Origin of the sequence: Arthrobacter sp. AL05 (genome assembly GCF_029960715.1) — a bacterium.
GTDB lineage: Bacteria > Actinomycetota > Actinomycetes > Actinomycetales > Micrococcaceae > Arthrobacter.
On sequence record NZ_JASBRC010000006.1, the window covers coordinates 108,261 to 125,001 of the forward strand.

Here is a 16,741-nt window from a genome sequence, read left to right on the forward strand (position 1 = left end):
CCACGGGTAGCCACGATCCATCATACCGTGACGGCACGGCGCGCGGGTCCCGACGGTGCCGCCGGCAGCCCCGGGTGTTTCGAACAGGTTAACGCGGGCTCACGGGCGGCCGCGGCGGCCCGTGATTCATATAACCGGAAATCCCGTCCATTTAGTGAGATTCGCGGCCGTCCGAGGGTGGAATGGGGCTAAGCTGTCTGCAGATCAGCGCGCACGGAACGCCCTGCACGGTCCGTTCCAGTGACTGAAGTGCCTGTCCGGAGTTTCCGCGGATGTCCGATTGCACGCGCGACTGAATGATAGATCAACGTTTCGATGGTGAACGGCTGGTACGTACCGCAGCGGGCACCGAACTGTGCCCGGACGGGACTGACCAAACCACCCGCCGTCAGCACAGAGAGGGGCCCGGTTTTCGTGCCACATTTGGAAGAGCAAGAACTGTCTTGGACCAGCTTGGACCAGCGCGCCGTGGACACTGTCCGCGTTCTCGCTGCCGACGCCGTGGAGAAGGTCGGCAACGGCCACCCGGGGACGGCGATGAGTTTGGCGCCTGCCGCCTACCTTCTCTTCCAGAAGTTGATGCGGCACGATCCGAAGAGACCTGACTGGTTGGGGCGGGACCGTTTTGTGCTCTCCCCCGGGCATACCTCACTGACCTTGTATATCCAGTTGTTCCTTTCCGGGTATGGCCTTGAGCTGGAGGATTTGAAGGCGTTGCGCACCTGGGGTTCGTTGACGCCGGGCCACCCGGAATATCAGCACACGGCCGGGGTGGAGATCACCACTGGGCCGTTGGGTCAGGGTCTGGCGTCCGCGGTGGGTTTTGCCTATTCCCAGCGGCGGATGCGCGGGTTGTTCGATGCTGATGCTCCCGCTGGTGCCAGCCCGTTTGATCACACCATCTGGGTTATTGCCTCCGACGGCGACCTGCAGGAGGGTGTGACCAGTGAGGCGTCCTCCCTCGCCGGCCACCAGGAGCTCGGCAACCTCGTTGTCATTTATGACGAGAACCACATCTCTATCGAGGACGATACCGACGTCGCCTTCACCGAAGATGTCCTGGCCCGCTACGAGGCCTACGGCTGGCACACCCAGCGTGTGGACTGGACCCGGACCGGCGAATACAAGGAGGACGTGCAGGAACTCCACGCCGCACTCCTCGCCGCGAAGGCCCAGACGGACAAGCCCTCGATCATCTCGCTGCGCACCATCATCGGGTACCCGGCACCGAAAAAGCAGAACACCGGTAAAATCCACGGCTCCGCGCTGGGCGCGGAGGAAGTCGCGGGCCTGAAGAAAGTCCTGGGATTCGACCCGGAGCGCTCGTTCCAGGTCGACGACGAGGTCCTGGCGCACACCCGGGAAGCGCAAGACCGCGGCGCCGCGGCCCGTTCCGAGTGGCAGGCGTCCTTCGAGGCGTGGCAGGCCGGGAACCCCGAGGGCGCGGCACTGCTCGAACGCGTCGAGGCGCGTAAACTCCCGGCCGGTTTCGACGCCTCCCTGCCGGTCTTTGAAGCCGGCAAGGACGTTTCAACCCGGGCCGCATCCGGGAAGGTCCTGAACGCGATCGGCCCGGTTATGCCCGAGCTGTGGGGCGGTTCGGCGGACCTGGCGGAGTCGAACAACACCACTATTGAAGGCTCCGCGTCGTTCATCCCGGTGTCCCGGTCCACAAACGCGTGGAAGGGCAACCCGTACGGGCGCGTCCTGCACTTCGGGATCCGTGAGCACGCCGCCGCGTCGATCGTGAACGGCATCACCCTGCACGGGGCGACCCGGGCGTTCTCCGGCACGTTCCTGATCTTCTCCGACTACCAGCGTCCGGCCATCCGGCTCGGTGCGCTGATGGGAGTCCCGTCCTTGTATGTCTGGACGCACGACTCAATCGGTCTCGGCGAAGACGGTCCGACCCACCAGCCGGTCGAGCAGCTTGCGTCACTGCGTGCCGTTCCGGGCCTGGACGTCGTCCGCCCGGGCGACGCGAACGAGGTCGCCGCGGCCTGGAAGGTTATGCTCGAAAACCACCAGAACCCGGCCGGGATCGTGCTGACCCGTCAGAACATTCCCACCTGGGCCCGCGGTGGAGGGGACGCCGACGCCGACACGTTCGCGTCAACCGCCGGTGTCGCAAAGGGCGGATACGTTCTCGCCGAAGCCTCCGCCAACGGCCAAACCGCCCAGGCCCGGGTCATCCTGATCGGCACCGGTTCCGAGGTCCAACTCGCCGTCCGGGCCCGCGAAGCACTGCAGGCCGAAGGCATCCCGACCCGGGTCGTGTCCATGCCGTGCGTGGAATGGTTCAACCAGCAGGACCCCGCGTACCGTGAAGCCGTGCTGCCAAGTGCCGTAAAAGCACGTGTCTCGGTCGAGGCCGGGCTTGCCCTGGGCTGGCGGGAGTTCGTCGGCGACGCCGGCCGTTCCATCAGCCTTGAACACTTCGGCGCTTCCGCGGACTACAAGCGCCTGTTCCAGGAATTCGGCATCACCGCCGAAGCCGTCACCGCCGCAGCCAAGGAATCCCTCGCCGGCCTCACGGCCTGACCCGAACTTCATACCTTCCGGGCCGCCGCCCCAACAGGCGGCGGCCCCAGACTCCAGGAGTGAAATATGACCACCACCCCCGCTTCTTCCCCCACGCAGCAGCTGTCCGACGCCGGCGTCTCCATCTGGCTCGATGACCTCTCCCGCGGGCGCCTCGATACCGGTACCCTGCGCAAACTGATCGAAGAGAAAAACGTCGTGGGGGTCACGACCAACCCGTCGATCTTCCACGCGGCTATCACCACCGGCCACGACTACGACGCCGTCATCGCTGCCCAGGCCGCGGCCGGGGCCAGCGTTGAGGACACCGTCTTCGCCATCACCACAACCGACGTCGCCGACGCGTGCGAGCTCTTCGCCCCGGTGGCGGCTGCCAGCAACGGCATCGACGGGCGTGTGTCCATCGAGGTGGACCCGCGTCTGGCCTGGGACACCGCCGGTACGATCACCGAAGCCAAGGAACTCTACGCCCGGGTCAACAAGGACAACGTCCTGATCAAGATCCCCGCGACCCTCGAAGGCCTCGAAGCAATCACGGCCACCCTGGCGGCCGGCATCAGCGTCAACGTCACGCTGATCTTCTCGCTGGAGCGCTACCGTGCCGTCATCAACGCCTTCCAGACCGGCCTTGAACAAGCCAAAGGCAACGGCCACGACATCGCCACGATCCACTCCGTCGCGTCGTTCTTCGTTTCCCGCGTCGACTCCGAGATTGACAAGCGCCTCGACGCGATCGGCACCGACGAATCCCGGGCCCTCAAGGGCAAAGCCGGGCTGGCCAACGCCCGCCTTGCCTACCAGGTTTACGAAGAGCTCTTTTCCACCGAACGCTGGGGCCTCCTTGCCGACGCCGGGGCCCGCCCGCAGCGCCCGCTGTGGGCCTCCACCGGAGTCAAGGATCCTGCCTACCCCGACACCCTTTACGTCACCGGGCTTGTGGCCCCCGGCGTTGTGAACACCATGCCGGAGAAGACCCTCGACGCGACCTTCGACCACGGCGCCGTCACGGGGGACACGATCAGCCGCGGCTACGACGACGCCAACGCCACGCTGAATGCACTCGATGCCCTCGGCATTTCCTATAACGAAGTCGTCGCGACCCTCGAAACCGAAGGCCTCGACAAGTTCGTGGCAAGCTGGAAGGAACTGCTGGCCGACGTCGGGGTCGCCCTCGCCGCTGCACGGAAGGACGCTTAGTCCCATGACCACACTCAGCTACGACGCCACGGGCGCCGCCCGCCTCGCCCACGAACAGCACCTGCCTGCCCTGCTGGCGGACAAGGTCGCCACCCGGATCTTCGCCAAGGACCCCACGCTGTGGGGTTCCGAGGCCGAAGCCGAGGCTTCCGTGCGGCTCGGCTGGGTCGAGGCGGCCACGGTCTCCCAGTCCCTGGTGGCGGACATCCTGGCCCTGCGTGACGCACTGCGCGCCGAAGGTGTCCGCCGGATCGTGCTCTGCGGCATGGGCGGTTCCTCGCTGGCCCCGGAGGTCATCGCCGGAACCGCCGGCGTCGAGCTGACCGTCCTGGACAGCACCGATCCGGAACAGGTCTCCGCCGCGCTGGCGGACCGGCTGGCCGAAACCGCTGTTGTGGTGTCCTCGAAGTCCGGATCCACCTTGGAGACGGATTCCCAGCGCCGGATCTTCGAGCATGCCTTCACCGCGGCCGGACTCGACGCGAAGAGCCGGATCATCATCGTCACCGATCCGGGATCCCCGCTGGATAAGGCCTCCCGCGAGGCCGGGTACCGCGCGGTATTCAACGCTGACCCAAACGTCGGCGGCCGCTACTCGGCGCTTACTGCGTTCGGGATGGTTCCGTCCGGCCTTGCCGGGGTGGATATCCAGGCTTTCCTGGACGAAGCGGAGGAAGCCGCCGAGGTCCTCAACGAGGACGGCGGGGAAAACATCGGTCTGGCCCTCGGCGCCGCGCTGGGCGGCACCAAGCCGCTGCGCAACAAGATCGTTATTGCCGAGGACGGCTCGGGGATCAAGGGCTTCGCGGACTGGGCCGAACAGCTCATCGCCGAGTCCACCGGCAAACTCGGCACCGGCGTGTTGCCGGTTGTCGCCGGACCGTCTTCCCCGGAAGCGACCCTCGGCGCCGCGGACGTCCTCGTCATCCGCCTTGTGGCGGCCGATGCCGACGTCGACCTCGGTGAGAACGAGGTTGCGATTGCCGGCGGCCTGCCCACCCAAATGATCACGTGGGAGTTCGCCACGGCTGTCGCCGGGCGCCTCCTCGGGATCAACCCCTTTGACCAGCCTGACGTCGAAGCTGCCAAGGTGGCCGCCCGCGGCCTCCTTGACGCGCAGCCGGAGCCGACGCCGGCGGCCTTTACCGACGGTGCTATCGAGGTCCGCGGAGGTTCCTGGCTTGGCGGCGCCCGAACCGCTGCCGGCGCTCTCAGTGCGCTGCTCGGCGAACTGGAGCCGGACAGCTACCTCAGTGTCCAGGCCTACTTTGACCGACTCGCCTACGCACCCCTTGAGGACGTCCGGGACCAACTGGCAGCCGTCACCCGCCGCCCCGTGACGTTCGGCTGGGGCCCGCGGTTCCTGCACTCGACCGGGCAGTTCCATAAGGGCGGACCCGCGATCGGTGTCTTCCTGCAGGTGAGCGCAGCGGCAGCCACCGACCTGGCCATCCCGGATCGGCCTTTCAGCTTCGGGGAGTTGATCTCGGCCCAAGCCGCCGGCGATGCGCAAGTCCTCTCGGAACACGGCCGCCCGGTCCTGCGCCTGCACCTCACGGACCGCGCCGCAGGCGTCCGCCAGTTGCGGGAAATCGTTGCGGCGCTGGCCGGCCAGGCAGTCCCCTCCACCGAAAGCTAAGGCACCCACCCAACCATGCCAGAAAACCACAACGGCAACCGCAATTCCACGGGCCGGGGGCGGAACCCGCTCCGGGACCCGAGGGACCGGCGCCTGAACCGTATTGCCGGACCGTCGTCGCTGGTCCTGTTCGGGGTCACGGGAGACCTCGCCCGTAAAAAGCTCATGCCGGCCGTCTACGACCTGGCCAACCGCGGGCTGCTCCCGCCCAGTTTCGCGCTCGTCGGTTTTGCGCGGCGGAACTGGGAGAATGAGGACTTCGCCGCCGAGGTGAAGACGGCGGTGAAGGCTTACGCCCGCACCCCGTTTGATGAGACCGTGTGGACCCAACTGTCCGAGGGCATCCGTTTTGTGCAGGGCGAGTTCGACGACGACGAAGCGTTTAAGCGCCTCAGTGAAACCATCGACGAACTCGACGAACAGCGCGGAACCCGCGGCAACCACGCGTTCTACCTCTCCATCCCCCCGAACGCCTTCGAACTGGTGTGCCGGCAGCTGTCCAAACATGGCCTGGCGCAGGCCGCCGGAGACAAGTGGCGGCGCGTTGTGATCGAAAAGCCGTTCGGCCACAACCTGGAATCGGCACGCCAGCTCAACAACATCGTGGAATCCGTCTTCCCGCCCGATTCCGTTTTCCGGATCGACCACTATCTGGGCAAGGAGACGGTGCAGAACATTCTGGCACTGCGCTTCGCCAACCAGCTCTTCGAACCGCTCTGGAACGCCAACTACGTCGACCACGTCCAGATCACCATGGCCGAGGACATCGGCACCGGTGGCCGGGCGGGCTACTACGACGGTGTCGGCGCAGCCCGCGACGTCCTCCAGAACCACCTGCTGCAGCTCCTGGCGCTCACCGCAATGGAAGAGCCGATTTCATTCAACGCCGATGACCTGCGCGCGGAAAAAGAGAAGGTCCTTGCAGCCGTCCGGCTCCCCGCAGACCTGTCCACCCACTCGGCCCGAGGGCAATTCACCGGCGGCTGGCAGGGCGGCGAGCAAGTTGTTGGCTATCTGGAGGAAGAAGGCATCCCGGCGGACTCCAAAACGGAGACCTTCGCCGCGATCCGGGTCGACATCAACACCCGGCGCTGGGCGGGAGTGCCGTTCTACCTTCGCGCCGGCAAACGGCTGGGCCGCCGGGTGACCGAGATCGCTGTGGTGCTCAAGCGCGCACCGAACCTGCTCTTCACCGACCACGGTGAGGACGACTTCGGCCAGAACGCCGTGGTGATCCGGGTCCAACCCGACGAGGGCGCCACCATCCGGTTCGGCTCCAAGGTGCCGGGCACGCAGATGGAGGTCCGGGACGTCACGATGGACTTCGGCTACGGCCACTCCTTCACCGAGTCCAGCCCCGAGGCCTACGAACGGCTGATCCTTGACGTGCTGCTTGGTGAACCGCCGCTCTTTCCCCGCCACGCGGAAGTCGAGCTGTCCTGGAAGATCCTGGACCCGTTCGAGGAATACTGGGCGTCCCTGCCTGAACAACCGGAACCGTACGCCCCCGGAAGCTGGGGGCCGGCTTCCGCCGACCAGCTGCTTGCCCGCGACGGACGAACCTGGAGAAGGCCATGATCGTAGATCTTCCCGACACCACCACCTCGAAGATCTCCAAGAAGATCACGGCACTGCGTGAGCAGGGCGGCGTGATCGCCCTGGGACGGGTACTGACCCTGGTGGTCGTCACCAAGTCCGGGCTCGAGGAGGAGGCTATCGAAGCCGCCAATGAGGCCAGCCGCGAGCACCCCTGCCGGATCATCGTCCTTGCCGACGCCGGCGCCAAGGCTCCAACCCGGCTCGACGCGCAGATCCGGGTGGGCGGTGACGCCGGCGCATCCGAGGTTATTTTGCTCCGCGGGTACGGCGAACTCGCGGAGGAAAGCGAATCGCTCGTTGCGGCGCTGCTGCTGCCGGACGCGCCGATTGTAGCCTGGTGGCCGCACGGTGCCCCGAAGAATGCGTGCGAGACGTCCATCGGCCGGATCGCGCACCGGCGCATCACGGACTCGGGCAACGAGGCGGACCCGCAGCGGGCCCTCGAGAACGTCCGCCGCACCTATAAAGCCGGTGATACGGATCTCGCCTGGACGCGCCTGACCAACTGGCGAATCCAGCTGGCGGCGGTCCTGGACCAGGTGGACAGCTCACCGGTCACGGCCGTCGCCGTCGAAGGCGCCTCGGACTCCCCCAGTACTATCCTGCTCGCCGCATGGCTGACGCTGGCACTGGATGCCCCGGTGACAATTGTCGCTGACCCGGCCGGCACCGGAATCCGGCGTGTCCGGCTGACCCGGTCCAGCGGGGACGTGCAGCTGTTCCGGCCTGGGCAGACAGTGGCGGAACTGAGCCAGCCGGGCCAGCCGGTGCAGCGCATCTCCCTTCCGCGCCGCAGCCTGAAGGACTGCCTGGCCGAGGAGCTGCGTCGGCTCGATCCGGACGAAGTGTTTGGTGAAGTGATTACTATTGGACTGCCACGTACCAACTTAAGGAGTGTCCGTCCCAGTGAGCGCTGAGCCCAGAGTAAGCATCCATCCCGACTCGACCGTTCTGATGGCCGCCATCGCGGCCCGCCTGATCACCAAGCTCGTGGACATTCAGGACAAACACGGCGAAGCGACGGTGGTGCTGACCGGTGGCTCGATGGGCATCGGGTCGCTCAAGGCAGTCGCCGAGTCGCCTGCTGCGCCCGCCGTGGACTGGTCGAAGGTCAATTTCTGGTGGGGTGATGAGCGGTTCCTCGCAGCCGAGGACCCTGAGCGCAACGCCCGACAGGCCCGCGATGCGTTGCTCTCCCATATCAACGCCGATCCGGAGCGAATCCACACCCCCGGTTCCACCGCGGACTTTGACACTCCGGAAGAGGCTGCCGCGGACTATTCCCGCCGCCTGGCCGCGGCCGCGGCTGCGGAACACGCCGCGGACATGTCCGACGACCGGCCGGAGCGGCCCGGGGTCCTCCCCCGCTTCGACATCGTGCTCCTCGGCGTGGGTCCGGACGCGCACGTCGCCTCGCTGTTCCCCGAACAGGCCGGCGTCAGGGAGAAGCAACTGACGGTGGTGGGGGTCCGCAACTCCCCCAAGCCGCCGCCGATGCGGGTGTCGCTGACGCTGCCGGCCATTAACACGGCACTGGAAATTTGGATGGTCGTTGCCGGCGAGGACAAAGCCGGTGCGGTCGGACTGGCCCTTGCCGGAGCCAACCCGGTACAGGTGCCGGCGGCAGGTCCAAGGGGCCGGGACGAGACGCTGTGGCTGATCGACGAAAATGCGGCCTCGCACGTTCCGGAACAGTTGGTGCGCAAGGCCTAGGCCGCTCTCTTCCACCGCCTATCCTGCCAATCTATCCTGGCGGGAAGGATCGGCTGGCGCGCAGCCGCTCCAGCGCTCCGGCCAGGACGTCCTCGGCGTCTTGGCTGGAGCGCCGTTCTTTAACGTATTCGAGGTGGCTCTTGTAGCCTTCCGCCGGGACGTCATCGAGTGAGAATTGGGTTTCGTCCCGGGTTGCGGTTCCGCCGCAGTGCCGGCAGTCCCAGACACCGGGGATCTGCTCGTCGGGCAGCTGCGCGAAAACCAGTGCAGTCTCGTGGCCCTTGGCGCAACGGTAGGAGAACCGGGTGCGTGGTATCCGGGCGGCCGCGCTGGCAGGCGGCTCGTGGCGTGCTGGAGCCCCTTCTGTGGCACCTACCCGGGTTCCCCGGAACCCGGAGGCAGAATGAAGCATCGGGAGCTCCTGGCTACTCGAGGGACGGAATGCGCATGCAATCAGCCACAGTGTAGTTGGTGAGCTCCCGATGCCGGGAGGGCCAGAGGACCCGTTATTGAGTTTTCGGCCGTTGGGTCAGGAGTCGCCGGCACCGCTGAAACGCATCAGCAGACCCAGCCCGATGATCACAATGCCCCAGGTGATGCCAAGGATGACCGTAAAGCGGTTCAGGTTCCGTTCGGCGACGCCGGAGGAGCTGAGGCCGGAGGTCATGCCGCCGCCGAACATGTCGGACAGGCCGCCACCGCGACCCTTATGCAGCAGGATGAGCAAGGTCAGCAGCAGGCTGGTGATGCCCAGGAGGACCTGCAGAATGACATGAAGAACGTCCACGACGGCCTTTCAGAAGATTTGGATTGCGGGGGCCACGATGGTGTCCGGACTAATCCGTCAGCAGGTGACTCTCGAACCTGACAATATTAGCAAACTCGGCGGCATCCAGGCTGGCGCCGCCAACAAGCAAGCCGTCCACGTCGTGCTCTTTCATGATGGCGGCAGCGTTGTTGGCCTTAACCGAACCGCCGTAAAGCAGCCGGGTCTTGGCGGCGACGTCGGCACCAAAAAGGGTGGACAGTTCGCTGCGGATCGCGGCACACATTTCCTGCGCGTCGTCCGGACCGGCAACTTCGCCCGTTCCGATGGCCCAAACGGGCTCGTAGGCGACGACGAGTTCCGCGGCCTGCTCGGGGGTGAGGCCCTCGACGCCAGCCCGGAGCTGCGCGAGTGTGTGGTCAACGTGCGTTCCGGCCTGCCGGATTTCCAGGCCTTCGCCGACGCACAGCACGGGGGTAATGCCGTGCCGGAAGGCTGCCTTGGTCTTCGCGTTGAGGACCTCGTCAGCTTCGTGGTGGATGGTGCGGCGTTCGCTGTGCCCGACCAGGACGTAGCTGCAGCCAAGCTTGGCGAGGAACTGCCCGGAAATGTCGCCGGTGTACGCACCGGAGTCGGCCGGCGAGAGATCCTGGCCACCGTAGACAACCTTCAGCTCATCGCCCTGGACGAGCGTCTGGACACCGCGAAGGTCGGTAAACGGCGGGAAAACGGCAACCTCCGCCCGGCTGTAGTCGTGCTTGGCGTCCGAGAGGGTCCAGGCCAGCTTCTGCAGCAGGGTAATGCCCTGGACGTGGTCCATGTTCATCTTCCAGTTGCCAGCGATGAAGGGCGTCCGGTCGAATTTTCCGTTGCTTGACGTAGTCACGTGGTCTCCAAAAAGTTCGTAGCAGTGAAACAGCCGGCAGGGCGCCCGTCCTTGGAGAAGGGGCCCTGCCGGCTGGAGGATTTAGCGGTCCAGGACGCTCAGGCCGGGAAGTTCCTTGCCTTCAAGGTACTCCAGGCTGGCGCCGCCGCCGGTGGAAATGTGCCCAAACTGATCATCGGCGAAACCCAGGGTCCGGACCGCGGCGGCGGAGTCGCCGCCGCCGACGACTGTGAACGCCCCGGTTTCGGTTAGTGCCGCGGCGACGGCCCGTGTCCCGGCGGCGAACGCAGGGAACTCGAATACCCCCATGGGTCCGTTCCAGAACACCGTCCTGGCGCCCTGGATCCGTTCCGCGAACGCGGCAGACGATTCCGGACCGATGTCCAGGCCAATGCCCTGCGCGCCGAAGCTGCTGCCTTCCATCGCGTCCGCACGCACCGTCTCCTGCGCGGCGTCGGCGGCGAACTTATTTGCCACCACGACGTCGGTGGGAACCACAAATTCGGTCCCGGCGGCCGCTGCGCGCGCCAGATAGTCCTGCACGACCGGAATCTGGTCCTCTTCGAGCAAACTGCCGGCCACCTTGTGGCCCGCGGCGGCGAGGAAGGTGAACAACATGCCACCGCCGACCAGGATGGTGTCTGCCTTGCCGATGAGGTTGTTGATCACGGCCAGCTTGTCCGAGACCTTGGAACCGCCCAGCACAACGACGTAGGGCCGCTGCGTGTCGGTGGTGAGCTTGCGCAGCACCTCGACCTCGGTGCGGACCAAGTCGCCCTGGTAGGAGGGCAGGCGGGTCGCGACGTCGTACACACTGGCGTGCTTGCGGTGTACGGCGCCGAAGGCGTCGTCCACAAACGCGCCGTGGGATCCGGTGAGGGCCACCAGCTCATCGGCGAATGCGCCCCGTTCAACGTCGTCCTTTGACGTCTCCCGGGCGTCGAAACGAACGTTCTCCAGGACCAGGGCCTCGCCGTCCTGCAGCGCCGCCGCTCCGGCCGCAGCGGAACTGCCGACGGTGTCCCCTGCAAGGGAGACCTTGAAGGAGGCGAGTTCGGCAAGCCGCGCGACAGCTGGCTTGAGTGAGAACTTGTCCTCGGGGGCGCCCTTGGGGCGGCCGAGGTGGGCTGTAACCAGCACGCGGGCACCGGCATCCGTGAGCTTCGCCAGCACTGGGAGGGAGGCCTTGATGCGGCCGTCGTCAGTGACTGAAGAGCCGTCGAGCGGTACGTTCAGGTCACTTCTGACCAGAACGTACCGCCCGCGGACACCATCAGCGATCAGTTCGTTGAGGGTGTGGAATGTCATGAGTCTTACCCTAGCCCAGCTTGGCTGCGACGAGCTCCGTGAGGTCCACGAGGCGGTTGGAGTAGCCCCACTCGTTGTCGTACCAGGAAACAACCTTGACCTGGTTGCCGATCACTTTGGTGAGCCCGGAGTCGAAGATGGAGGATGCCGGGTCGCCGACGATGTCGGAGGAGACAATCGGCTCGTCGGTGTAGGTCAGCAGGCCCTTGAGTTCGGGAGTTTCGGACGCGGCCTTGAGCGCGGCGTTGACTTCCTCGACGGTCGTCTCTCGCGACACAATAACGGTCAGGTCGGTTGCGGAGCCGGTAGGGACCGGCACGCGGATGGCGTAGCCGTCGAGCTTGCCCTTGAGTTCGGGCAGGACCAGTCCGATTGCCTTGGCCGCGCCGGTGGAGGTGGGAACCATGTTGATGGCTGCGGCACGGGCACGGCGGAGGTCCTTGTGCGGGCCGTCCTGCAGGTTCTGGTCAGCGGTGTATGCGTGGATGGTGGTCATCAGGCCGCGCTCGATGCCAAAGGCGTCGTTGAGCACCTTGGCGAGCGGGCCGAGGCAGTTGGTGGTGCAGGAGGCGTTGGAAATGATGTGGTGAGCGGCCGGGTCGTAAAGCCCTTCGTTCACACCCATCACGATCGTGATGTCCTCGTCCGAGGCGGGGGCGGAAATCAGGACCTTCTTGGCGCCGGCATCGATGTGCTTCTGCGCATCGGCGGCCTTGGTGAAGAAACCGGTGGACTCGATCACAACGTCGACTCCGAGCTCGCCCCAGGGCAGCTTGGCGGGGTCGCGCTCGGCGAGGACCTTAACGGTCTTGCCGTCGACGACGATGTTGCCGTCCTTGACTTCGATGGTCTGGGCCAGACGGCCGCCGACGGAATCGTATTTGAAGAGGTGCGCCAGTGCTTCCGGGCTGGTGAGGTCGTTGACTGCAACGATCTCGAGGTCCGCCCCCTGGGCGAGTGCGGCGCGGAAGTAGTTGCGGCCAATACGGCCAAAGCCGTTAATACCAATACGGGTGGTCACGTTTTCAGTCTCCTTGGTGCTTTTACAAGCACGACTAGTTGAGAAGGCGCTCAAGCCAACTAACAGATCCCGCACGCCATTGGGCAGAGATGATTACCAGATCGGAGGGCGACCAGCCACATTGCTGAAGGCTAACCGCCTTCCGTGATCCATCTTACGTTTAGCTTGGCCCGCCCCCGCAAGTGCGGGGGCGGACCGTCCACAATTTGGGCCGAACGGGCCCAATTGTGAGCTTTGTTACAGCCGCATGACCTGCTACAGCGTGATCAGGCCGGTGGCGTTCTGGCGGGCGGCGTCAAAGCGCTTGGCGACGTCGGCCCAGTTCACGATGTTCCAGAAGGCCTTGACGTAGTCTGCTTTGACGTTGACGTAGTCCAGGTAGAAGGCGTGCTCCCACATGTCCAGCATCAGCAGCGGCGTGGTACCGACGGCGACGTTGCCCTGCTGATCGTAGAGCTGCTCGATCACGAGGTTTCCGCCGATCGGCTCGTAGGCCAGGAACGCCCAGCCGGAGCCCTGCAGGCCCATGGCCGCGGCGGTGAAGTGCGCCCGGAACGCGTCAAAGGAGCCGAAGGCGTCATCGATGGCGGCCGCCAGCTCGCCTTCGGGCTTGTCCCCGCCATCAGGGGAGAGGTTGTTCCAGAACACGGAGTGGTTGATGTGTCCGCCGGTGTGGAACGCAAGGTCCTTGGAGAGGCGGTTGATGTTGGCGAAGTCGCCCTTTTCGCGTGCTTCGGCCAGCTGGGCCAGGGCGTTGTTGGCGCCGGCCACGTAGGCGGCGTGGTGCTTGCTGTGGTGCAGCTCCATGATCCGCGCGGAGATGTGGGGCTCCAGCGCTGCGTAGTCATAGCTGAGGTCGGGCAGTACGTACTCGGTCACAAAATCCTCCAATGTCGTGGACTGGTTGTCCGTTTGGTAAGTCTCGGATTGTGCATCCGGATGTGTTTGCACCCGGAAGTTTCTGGATCGGGATCCAGTGGGCATAGCCTCCGGTCCGGCTGAGGTATTCCCGCTGCCCCATCTGAATTCTGCAGTTGTTTCTGAGGAGAGGCTACTCGTCAAGCATTTCCGGTGTCACATTCGCTTCCGTACCGGGGATGCCGAGGTCCTGCGCCCGTTTATCCGCCATGGCGAGCAGCCGGCGGATCCGTCCCGCGATTGCGTCCTTGGTCATCACCGGGTCCGCGAGCCGGCCCAGTTCGTCCAGGCTGGCCTGCTTGTGCGCGACCCGCAGCTCACCGGCGTACTTCAAGTGCTCCGGTACGTCGTCGCCGAGGATTTCCAGGGCCCGGTCCACGCGGGCTCCGGCAGCGACGGCGGCCTGCGCGGAACGGCGCAGGTTGGCGTCGTCGAAGTTGGCCAGCCGGTTCGCGGTGGCACGGACTTCCTTGCGCATCCGGCGCTCTTCCCAGACCATCAGCGCGTCGTGGGCGCCCATCCGGGTCAGCAGCGCGGCGATCGTGTCGCCGTCGCGGATAACCACTCGGTCCACTCCCCTGACTTCGCGGGCCTTGGCCTGGATGCCGAGCCGACGGGCGGCGCCGACGAGGGCCAGTGCGGACTCCGGGCCGGGGCAGGTGACCTCCATGGCAGAAGAGCGGCCGGGTTCGGTGAGGGATCCGTGGGCAAGGAAGGCGCCGCGCCAGACGGCCTCGGCGTCGGCCGCGGATCCATTCACCACGACCGAGGGCAGGCCGCGGACCGGGCGGCCGCGGGCGTCCAGGAGACCCGTCTGCCGGGCCAACGCTTCGCCGTCGCGGACCACACGCACCACGTAGCGGCTGCCGCGCCGCAGCCCGCCGCCGGACACAACGATGATCTCGCTCTGGTGTCCGTACACTTCGGCGATGGCTGCCCGGAGCCGGCGCGCAGTCGACGCGAGATCCACCTCGGCTTCGATCACAATCCGGCCCGAGATGATGTGCAGCCCGCCGGCGAAGCGGAGCATGGCGGACACTTCAGCCTTGCGGACCGAGGATTTCTTGATGTCCAGCCGGGACAGTTCTTCCTTGACTGATGCTGTCAGTGCCATGGCACCTTTCCTACCTGTTCCCGAAAATGTCGTGGTAAGCCGTTGCCAGCCGCAGGGGGTCGTGGATGGGCTGGCGGCGCGACGCCCCCACTTTACCCAACACCACCTCGGCGCCGAGCATCCCGGCGGCCTGTTCGAAGTCGGCGAGGTCAGCCACGGACGCCGGATCGGCCAGGACGACGTCGATCGTAAAGTCCGGCGCGTACTGCCGGAGCACCCGCAGGTGGTCGGCGGCGGACATCCCGAGGGTTTCCTTGGTGTCCGTGGCGAGGTTCATGGTCAGGCACCGGCGGGCTGCCGTGTTGCACAGCGCTTCACGCATTTCCGGCAGCAGCAGGTGCGGCAGCACGGAGGTGTACCAGGAGCCCGGGCCGAGGATGACCCAGTCGGCCAATTCGATCGCGGTGAGTGCCTCGATGCAGGCCGGGGCGTTCTCCGGCAACAGCCGGACGCTTTCCAGTGAGCCCGCGACGGCGCATTTGGCCTGCCCGGACACCGTGTGCAGCGCCGAGGTGCCGTCCGGGGCGGTGACCCGGACCTGGCCCTCGATGGTCAGCGGGAGGCTGGACATCGGCAGGACCTCGCCGCGCGCGCCCAGCAGCGCACCGGCCCATTTGAGGCCCGCCACGGTGTCGCCCAGGAGTTCCCAGAGGGTCACAATCAGCAGGTTGCCCATGGCGTGCTCGTCGAGCGAGCCGCCACGGCCCTTGCCGGGTGCGAATCGGTGCTGCATCACATCCCGCCAGGTGCGGCCCCAGTCGGTGTCGTCACAGAGTGCCGAGAGTGCCATCCGCAGGTCCCCGGGGGGCAGCACGCCATACTCCTCGCGCAGCCGTCCGGAGGAGCCACCGTCATCAGCTACCGTCACGATGGCGGTCAGCTCAGAGGTCAGCAGGCGCAGCGCTGAGAGCGACGCGGCGAGGCCATGGCCGCCGCCGAGCGCGACGACGGAAGGGCCCTTATCCTGCTGGCTGCCGAACGCGGCGCTGGCCGGCGGGACGAGGGGCAACGGCCCGGTGAGCAGCGCCATTATTCGCGGCCCAAGTCCCGGTGGGTGGTGGTCACGGTGACGCGCGGGTACTGCGCGAGCCGGCGGGACAGTTCGACGGCGACGGCGACGGAGCGGTGCTTGCCGCCGGTGCAGCCGACGGCAATGGTCGCGTAGTGCTTGTTCTCCCGGCGGTAGCCGTCCAGGACCGGCTCAAGAGCCAGCACGTAGCGTTCCACAAAATCGCTGACGCCTTGCGCCTTGAGCACATAGTCGCTGACGTCCTCGTCCAGCCCGGTGTGCGGGCGGAGGGCCGGCACCCAATGCGGGTTGGGAATAAAACGGGCATCTGCGACGAAGTTGGCGTCGACCGGAAGCCCGTACTTAAAACCGAAGCTCATCACGTTCAGGCGCAGGGCCACGGGTCCCGTTTCGCTGAAGAGTTCGGTGATCGCCGTCGCGAGCCCGTGCACGTTCAGCGCGGAGGTGTCCAGCACAATGTCGGCAGAGGTTCGCAGTTCGTGGAGCAGTTCGCGTTCCGCGGCGATGCCGTCAAGGATCCTGCCGCCGGCCTGGAGCGGGTGCGGACGCCGGCCCTGCTCGAAGCGGCGGACCAGGACGTCGTCGTTGGCATCGAGGAACAGGACCCGGAACCCGACGCCGCTGGCTTCCAGGTTCCGCAGGGCCGAACGGATGTCGGCGAACAGCTCCTTGCTCCGGACATCCATCACAACAGCAAGCTTGGAAATAGAACCCGGGGCGTGGGAGACAATTTCCGCGAGGGTGCCGAGCATCTGCGGGGGGAGGTTCTCCACGACGTACCAGCCGTGGTCCTCCAGGGCGTCCGCAGCAGTGCTCCGGCCGGCTCCGGACATGCCCGTCACGACAAGAAGTTCCGCCTCAACGGGCTTTACCGGTGTCATGCCGTCCGGCTCTGTACCGGATCCTGCCGTCGACTCTGCCATCAGTGAAGCCCCGTTCTGCTGTGCTGTTGTGCGCTGCCTCTTCAAGGGTGGCGGCCGCGCAGTGTTCCGTCGCGGCCCGCCTCATC

Annotated in this window: 15 protein-coding genes; 6 read left to right on the plus strand and 9 right to left on the minus strand. The window is 66.1% G+C overall.

Annotated elements, in window-relative coordinates; translation table 11 throughout:
• The first annotated feature begins 423 nt into the window (after positions 1 to 423).
• The 6 genes from tkt to pgl all read left to right on the plus strand — a co-directional run bounded on the left by tkt (position 424) and on the right by pgl (position 8,689).
• A complete protein-coding gene (tkt, locus tag QK287_RS09720; RefSeq protein ID WP_282359979.1) occupies positions 424 to 2,541 on the plus strand; it encodes a transketolase in 2,118 nt (705 codons plus the stop codon).
• 66 nt (positions 2,542 to 2,607) lie between these two features.
• Entirely contained in the window at positions 2,608 to 3,738 is a 1,131-nt protein-coding gene (gene tal / locus QK287_RS09725; RefSeq protein WP_282359942.1) for a transaldolase, read from the plus strand.
• Positions 3,739 to 3,742: 4 nt separating this feature from the next.
• Positions 3,743 to 5,377, plus strand: coding sequence for a glucose-6-phosphate isomerase (locus tag QK287_RS09730; RefSeq protein ID WP_282359943.1), 1,635 nt, complete (start codon positions 3,743 to 3,745; stop codon positions 5,375 to 5,377).
• Positions 5,378 to 5,392: 15 nt separating this feature from the next.
• Entirely contained in the window at positions 5,393 to 6,955 is a 1,563-nt protein-coding gene (zwf, locus tag QK287_RS09735) for a glucose-6-phosphate dehydrogenase (protein WP_226774889.1), read from the plus strand.
• Positions 6,952 to 7,893, plus strand: coding sequence for a glucose-6-phosphate dehydrogenase assembly protein OpcA (locus QK287_RS09740; protein ID WP_226774888.1), 942 nt, complete (start codon positions 6,952 to 6,954; stop codon positions 7,891 to 7,893). Before zwf ends, QK287_RS09740 begins: the two co-directional genes overlap by 4 nt.
• Positions 7,883 to 8,689: a 6-phosphogluconolactonase gene (pgl, locus tag QK287_RS09745; RefSeq protein ID WP_226774887.1), complete on the plus strand. Its 807-nt coding sequence runs from the start codon at positions 7,883 to 7,885 to the stop codon at positions 8,687 to 8,689. The genes QK287_RS09740 and pgl overlap by 11 nt, the downstream gene beginning before the upstream one ends.
• 31 nt (positions 8,690 to 8,720) lie before the next feature.
• Here the strand turns inward: pgl and QK287_RS09750 are convergent, their stop codons facing one another.
• From QK287_RS09750 to rapZ, 9 genes are all read right to left on the minus strand, one after another.
• On the minus strand, positions 8,721 to 9,101 hold the full coding sequence (locus QK287_RS09750) for an RNA polymerase-binding protein RbpA (protein ID WP_226774886.1): 381 nt from the start codon (positions 9,099 to 9,101) through the stop codon (positions 8,721 to 8,723).
• A 117-nt stretch (positions 9,102 to 9,218) separates the two neighbouring features.
• A complete protein-coding gene (gene secG / locus QK287_RS09755; RefSeq protein WP_226774885.1) occupies positions 9,219 to 9,476 on the minus strand; it encodes a preprotein translocase subunit SecG in 258 nt (85 codons plus the stop codon).
• Between the two features lie 49 nt (positions 9,477 to 9,525).
• Entirely contained in the window at positions 9,526 to 10,341 is an 816-nt protein-coding gene (tpiA, locus tag QK287_RS09760; RefSeq protein WP_226774884.1) for a triose-phosphate isomerase, read from the minus strand.
• 81 nt (positions 10,342 to 10,422) lie between these two features.
• Positions 10,423 to 11,649 carry a phosphoglycerate kinase gene (locus QK287_RS09765; RefSeq protein ID WP_282359944.1) on the minus strand — a complete coding sequence of 409 codons (1,227 nt, stop codon included), beginning with the start codon at positions 11,647 to 11,649 and terminating at the stop codon, positions 10,423 to 10,425.
• A gap of 10 nt (positions 11,650 to 11,659) precedes the next feature.
• Positions 11,660 to 12,670, minus strand: a complete 1,011-nt coding sequence (gene gap, locus QK287_RS09770; protein ID WP_226774882.1) for a type I glyceraldehyde-3-phosphate dehydrogenase — start codon at positions 12,668 to 12,670, stop codon at positions 11,660 to 11,662.
• A gap of 255 nt (positions 12,671 to 12,925) precedes the next feature.
• Positions 12,926 to 13,549 carry a superoxide dismutase gene (locus QK287_RS09775; RefSeq protein ID WP_226774881.1) on the minus strand — a complete coding sequence of 208 codons (624 nt, stop codon included), beginning with the start codon at positions 13,547 to 13,549 and terminating at the stop codon, positions 12,926 to 12,928.
• Positions 13,550 to 13,721: 172 nt separating this feature from the next.
• On the minus strand, positions 13,722 to 14,702 hold the full coding sequence (gene whiA, locus QK287_RS09780; RefSeq protein ID WP_226774880.1) for a DNA-binding protein WhiA: 981 nt from the start codon (positions 14,700 to 14,702) through the stop codon (positions 13,722 to 13,724).
• A 10-nt stretch (positions 14,703 to 14,712) separates the two neighbouring features.
• Positions 14,713 to 15,732: a uridine diphosphate-N-acetylglucosamine-binding protein YvcK gene (gene yvcK / locus QK287_RS09785; protein WP_226774879.1), complete on the minus strand. Its 1,020-nt coding sequence runs from the start codon at positions 15,730 to 15,732 to the stop codon at positions 14,713 to 14,715.
• Entirely contained in the window at positions 15,732 to 16,655 is a 924-nt protein-coding gene (gene rapZ / locus QK287_RS09790; RefSeq protein WP_226774878.1) for an RNase adapter RapZ, read from the minus strand. The genes yvcK and rapZ overlap by 1 nt, the downstream gene beginning before the upstream one ends.
• Positions 16,656 to 16,741: the final 86 nt, after the last annotated feature.

Coding starts and splice junctions, on each gene's coding strand:
- tal (WP_282359942.1), top strand. CDS start 2,608: ATGACCACCACCCCCGCTTCTTCCCCCACGCAGCAGCTGTCCGACGCC.
- QK287_RS09730 (WP_282359943.1), top strand. CDS start 3,743: ATGACCACACTCAGCTACGACGCCACGGGCGCCGCCCGCCTCGCCCAC.
- zwf (WP_226774889.1), top strand. CDS start 5,393: ATGCCAGAAAACCACAACGGCAACCGCAATTCCACGGGCCGGGGGCGG.
- QK287_RS09740 (WP_226774888.1), top strand. CDS start 6,952: ATGATCGTAGATCTTCCCGACACCACCACCTCGAAGATCTCCAAGAAG.
- QK287_RS09750 (WP_226774886.1), bottom strand. CDS start 9,101: ATGCTTCATTCTGCCTCCGGGTTCCGGGGAACCCGGGTAGGTGCCACA.
- QK287_RS09765 (WP_282359944.1), bottom strand. CDS start 11,649: ATGACATTCCACACCCTCAACGAACTGATCGCTGATGGTGTCCGCGGG.
- whiA (WP_226774880.1), bottom strand. CDS start 14,702: ATGGCACTGACAGCATCAGTCAAGGAAGAACTGTCCCGGCTGGACATC.
- yvcK (WP_226774879.1), bottom strand. CDS start 15,732: ATGGCGCTGCTCACCGGGCCGTTGCCCCTCGTCCCGCCGGCCAGCGCC.
- rapZ (WP_226774878.1), bottom strand. CDS start 16,655: ATGGCAGAGTCGACGGCAGGATCCGGTACAGAGCCGGACGGCATGACA.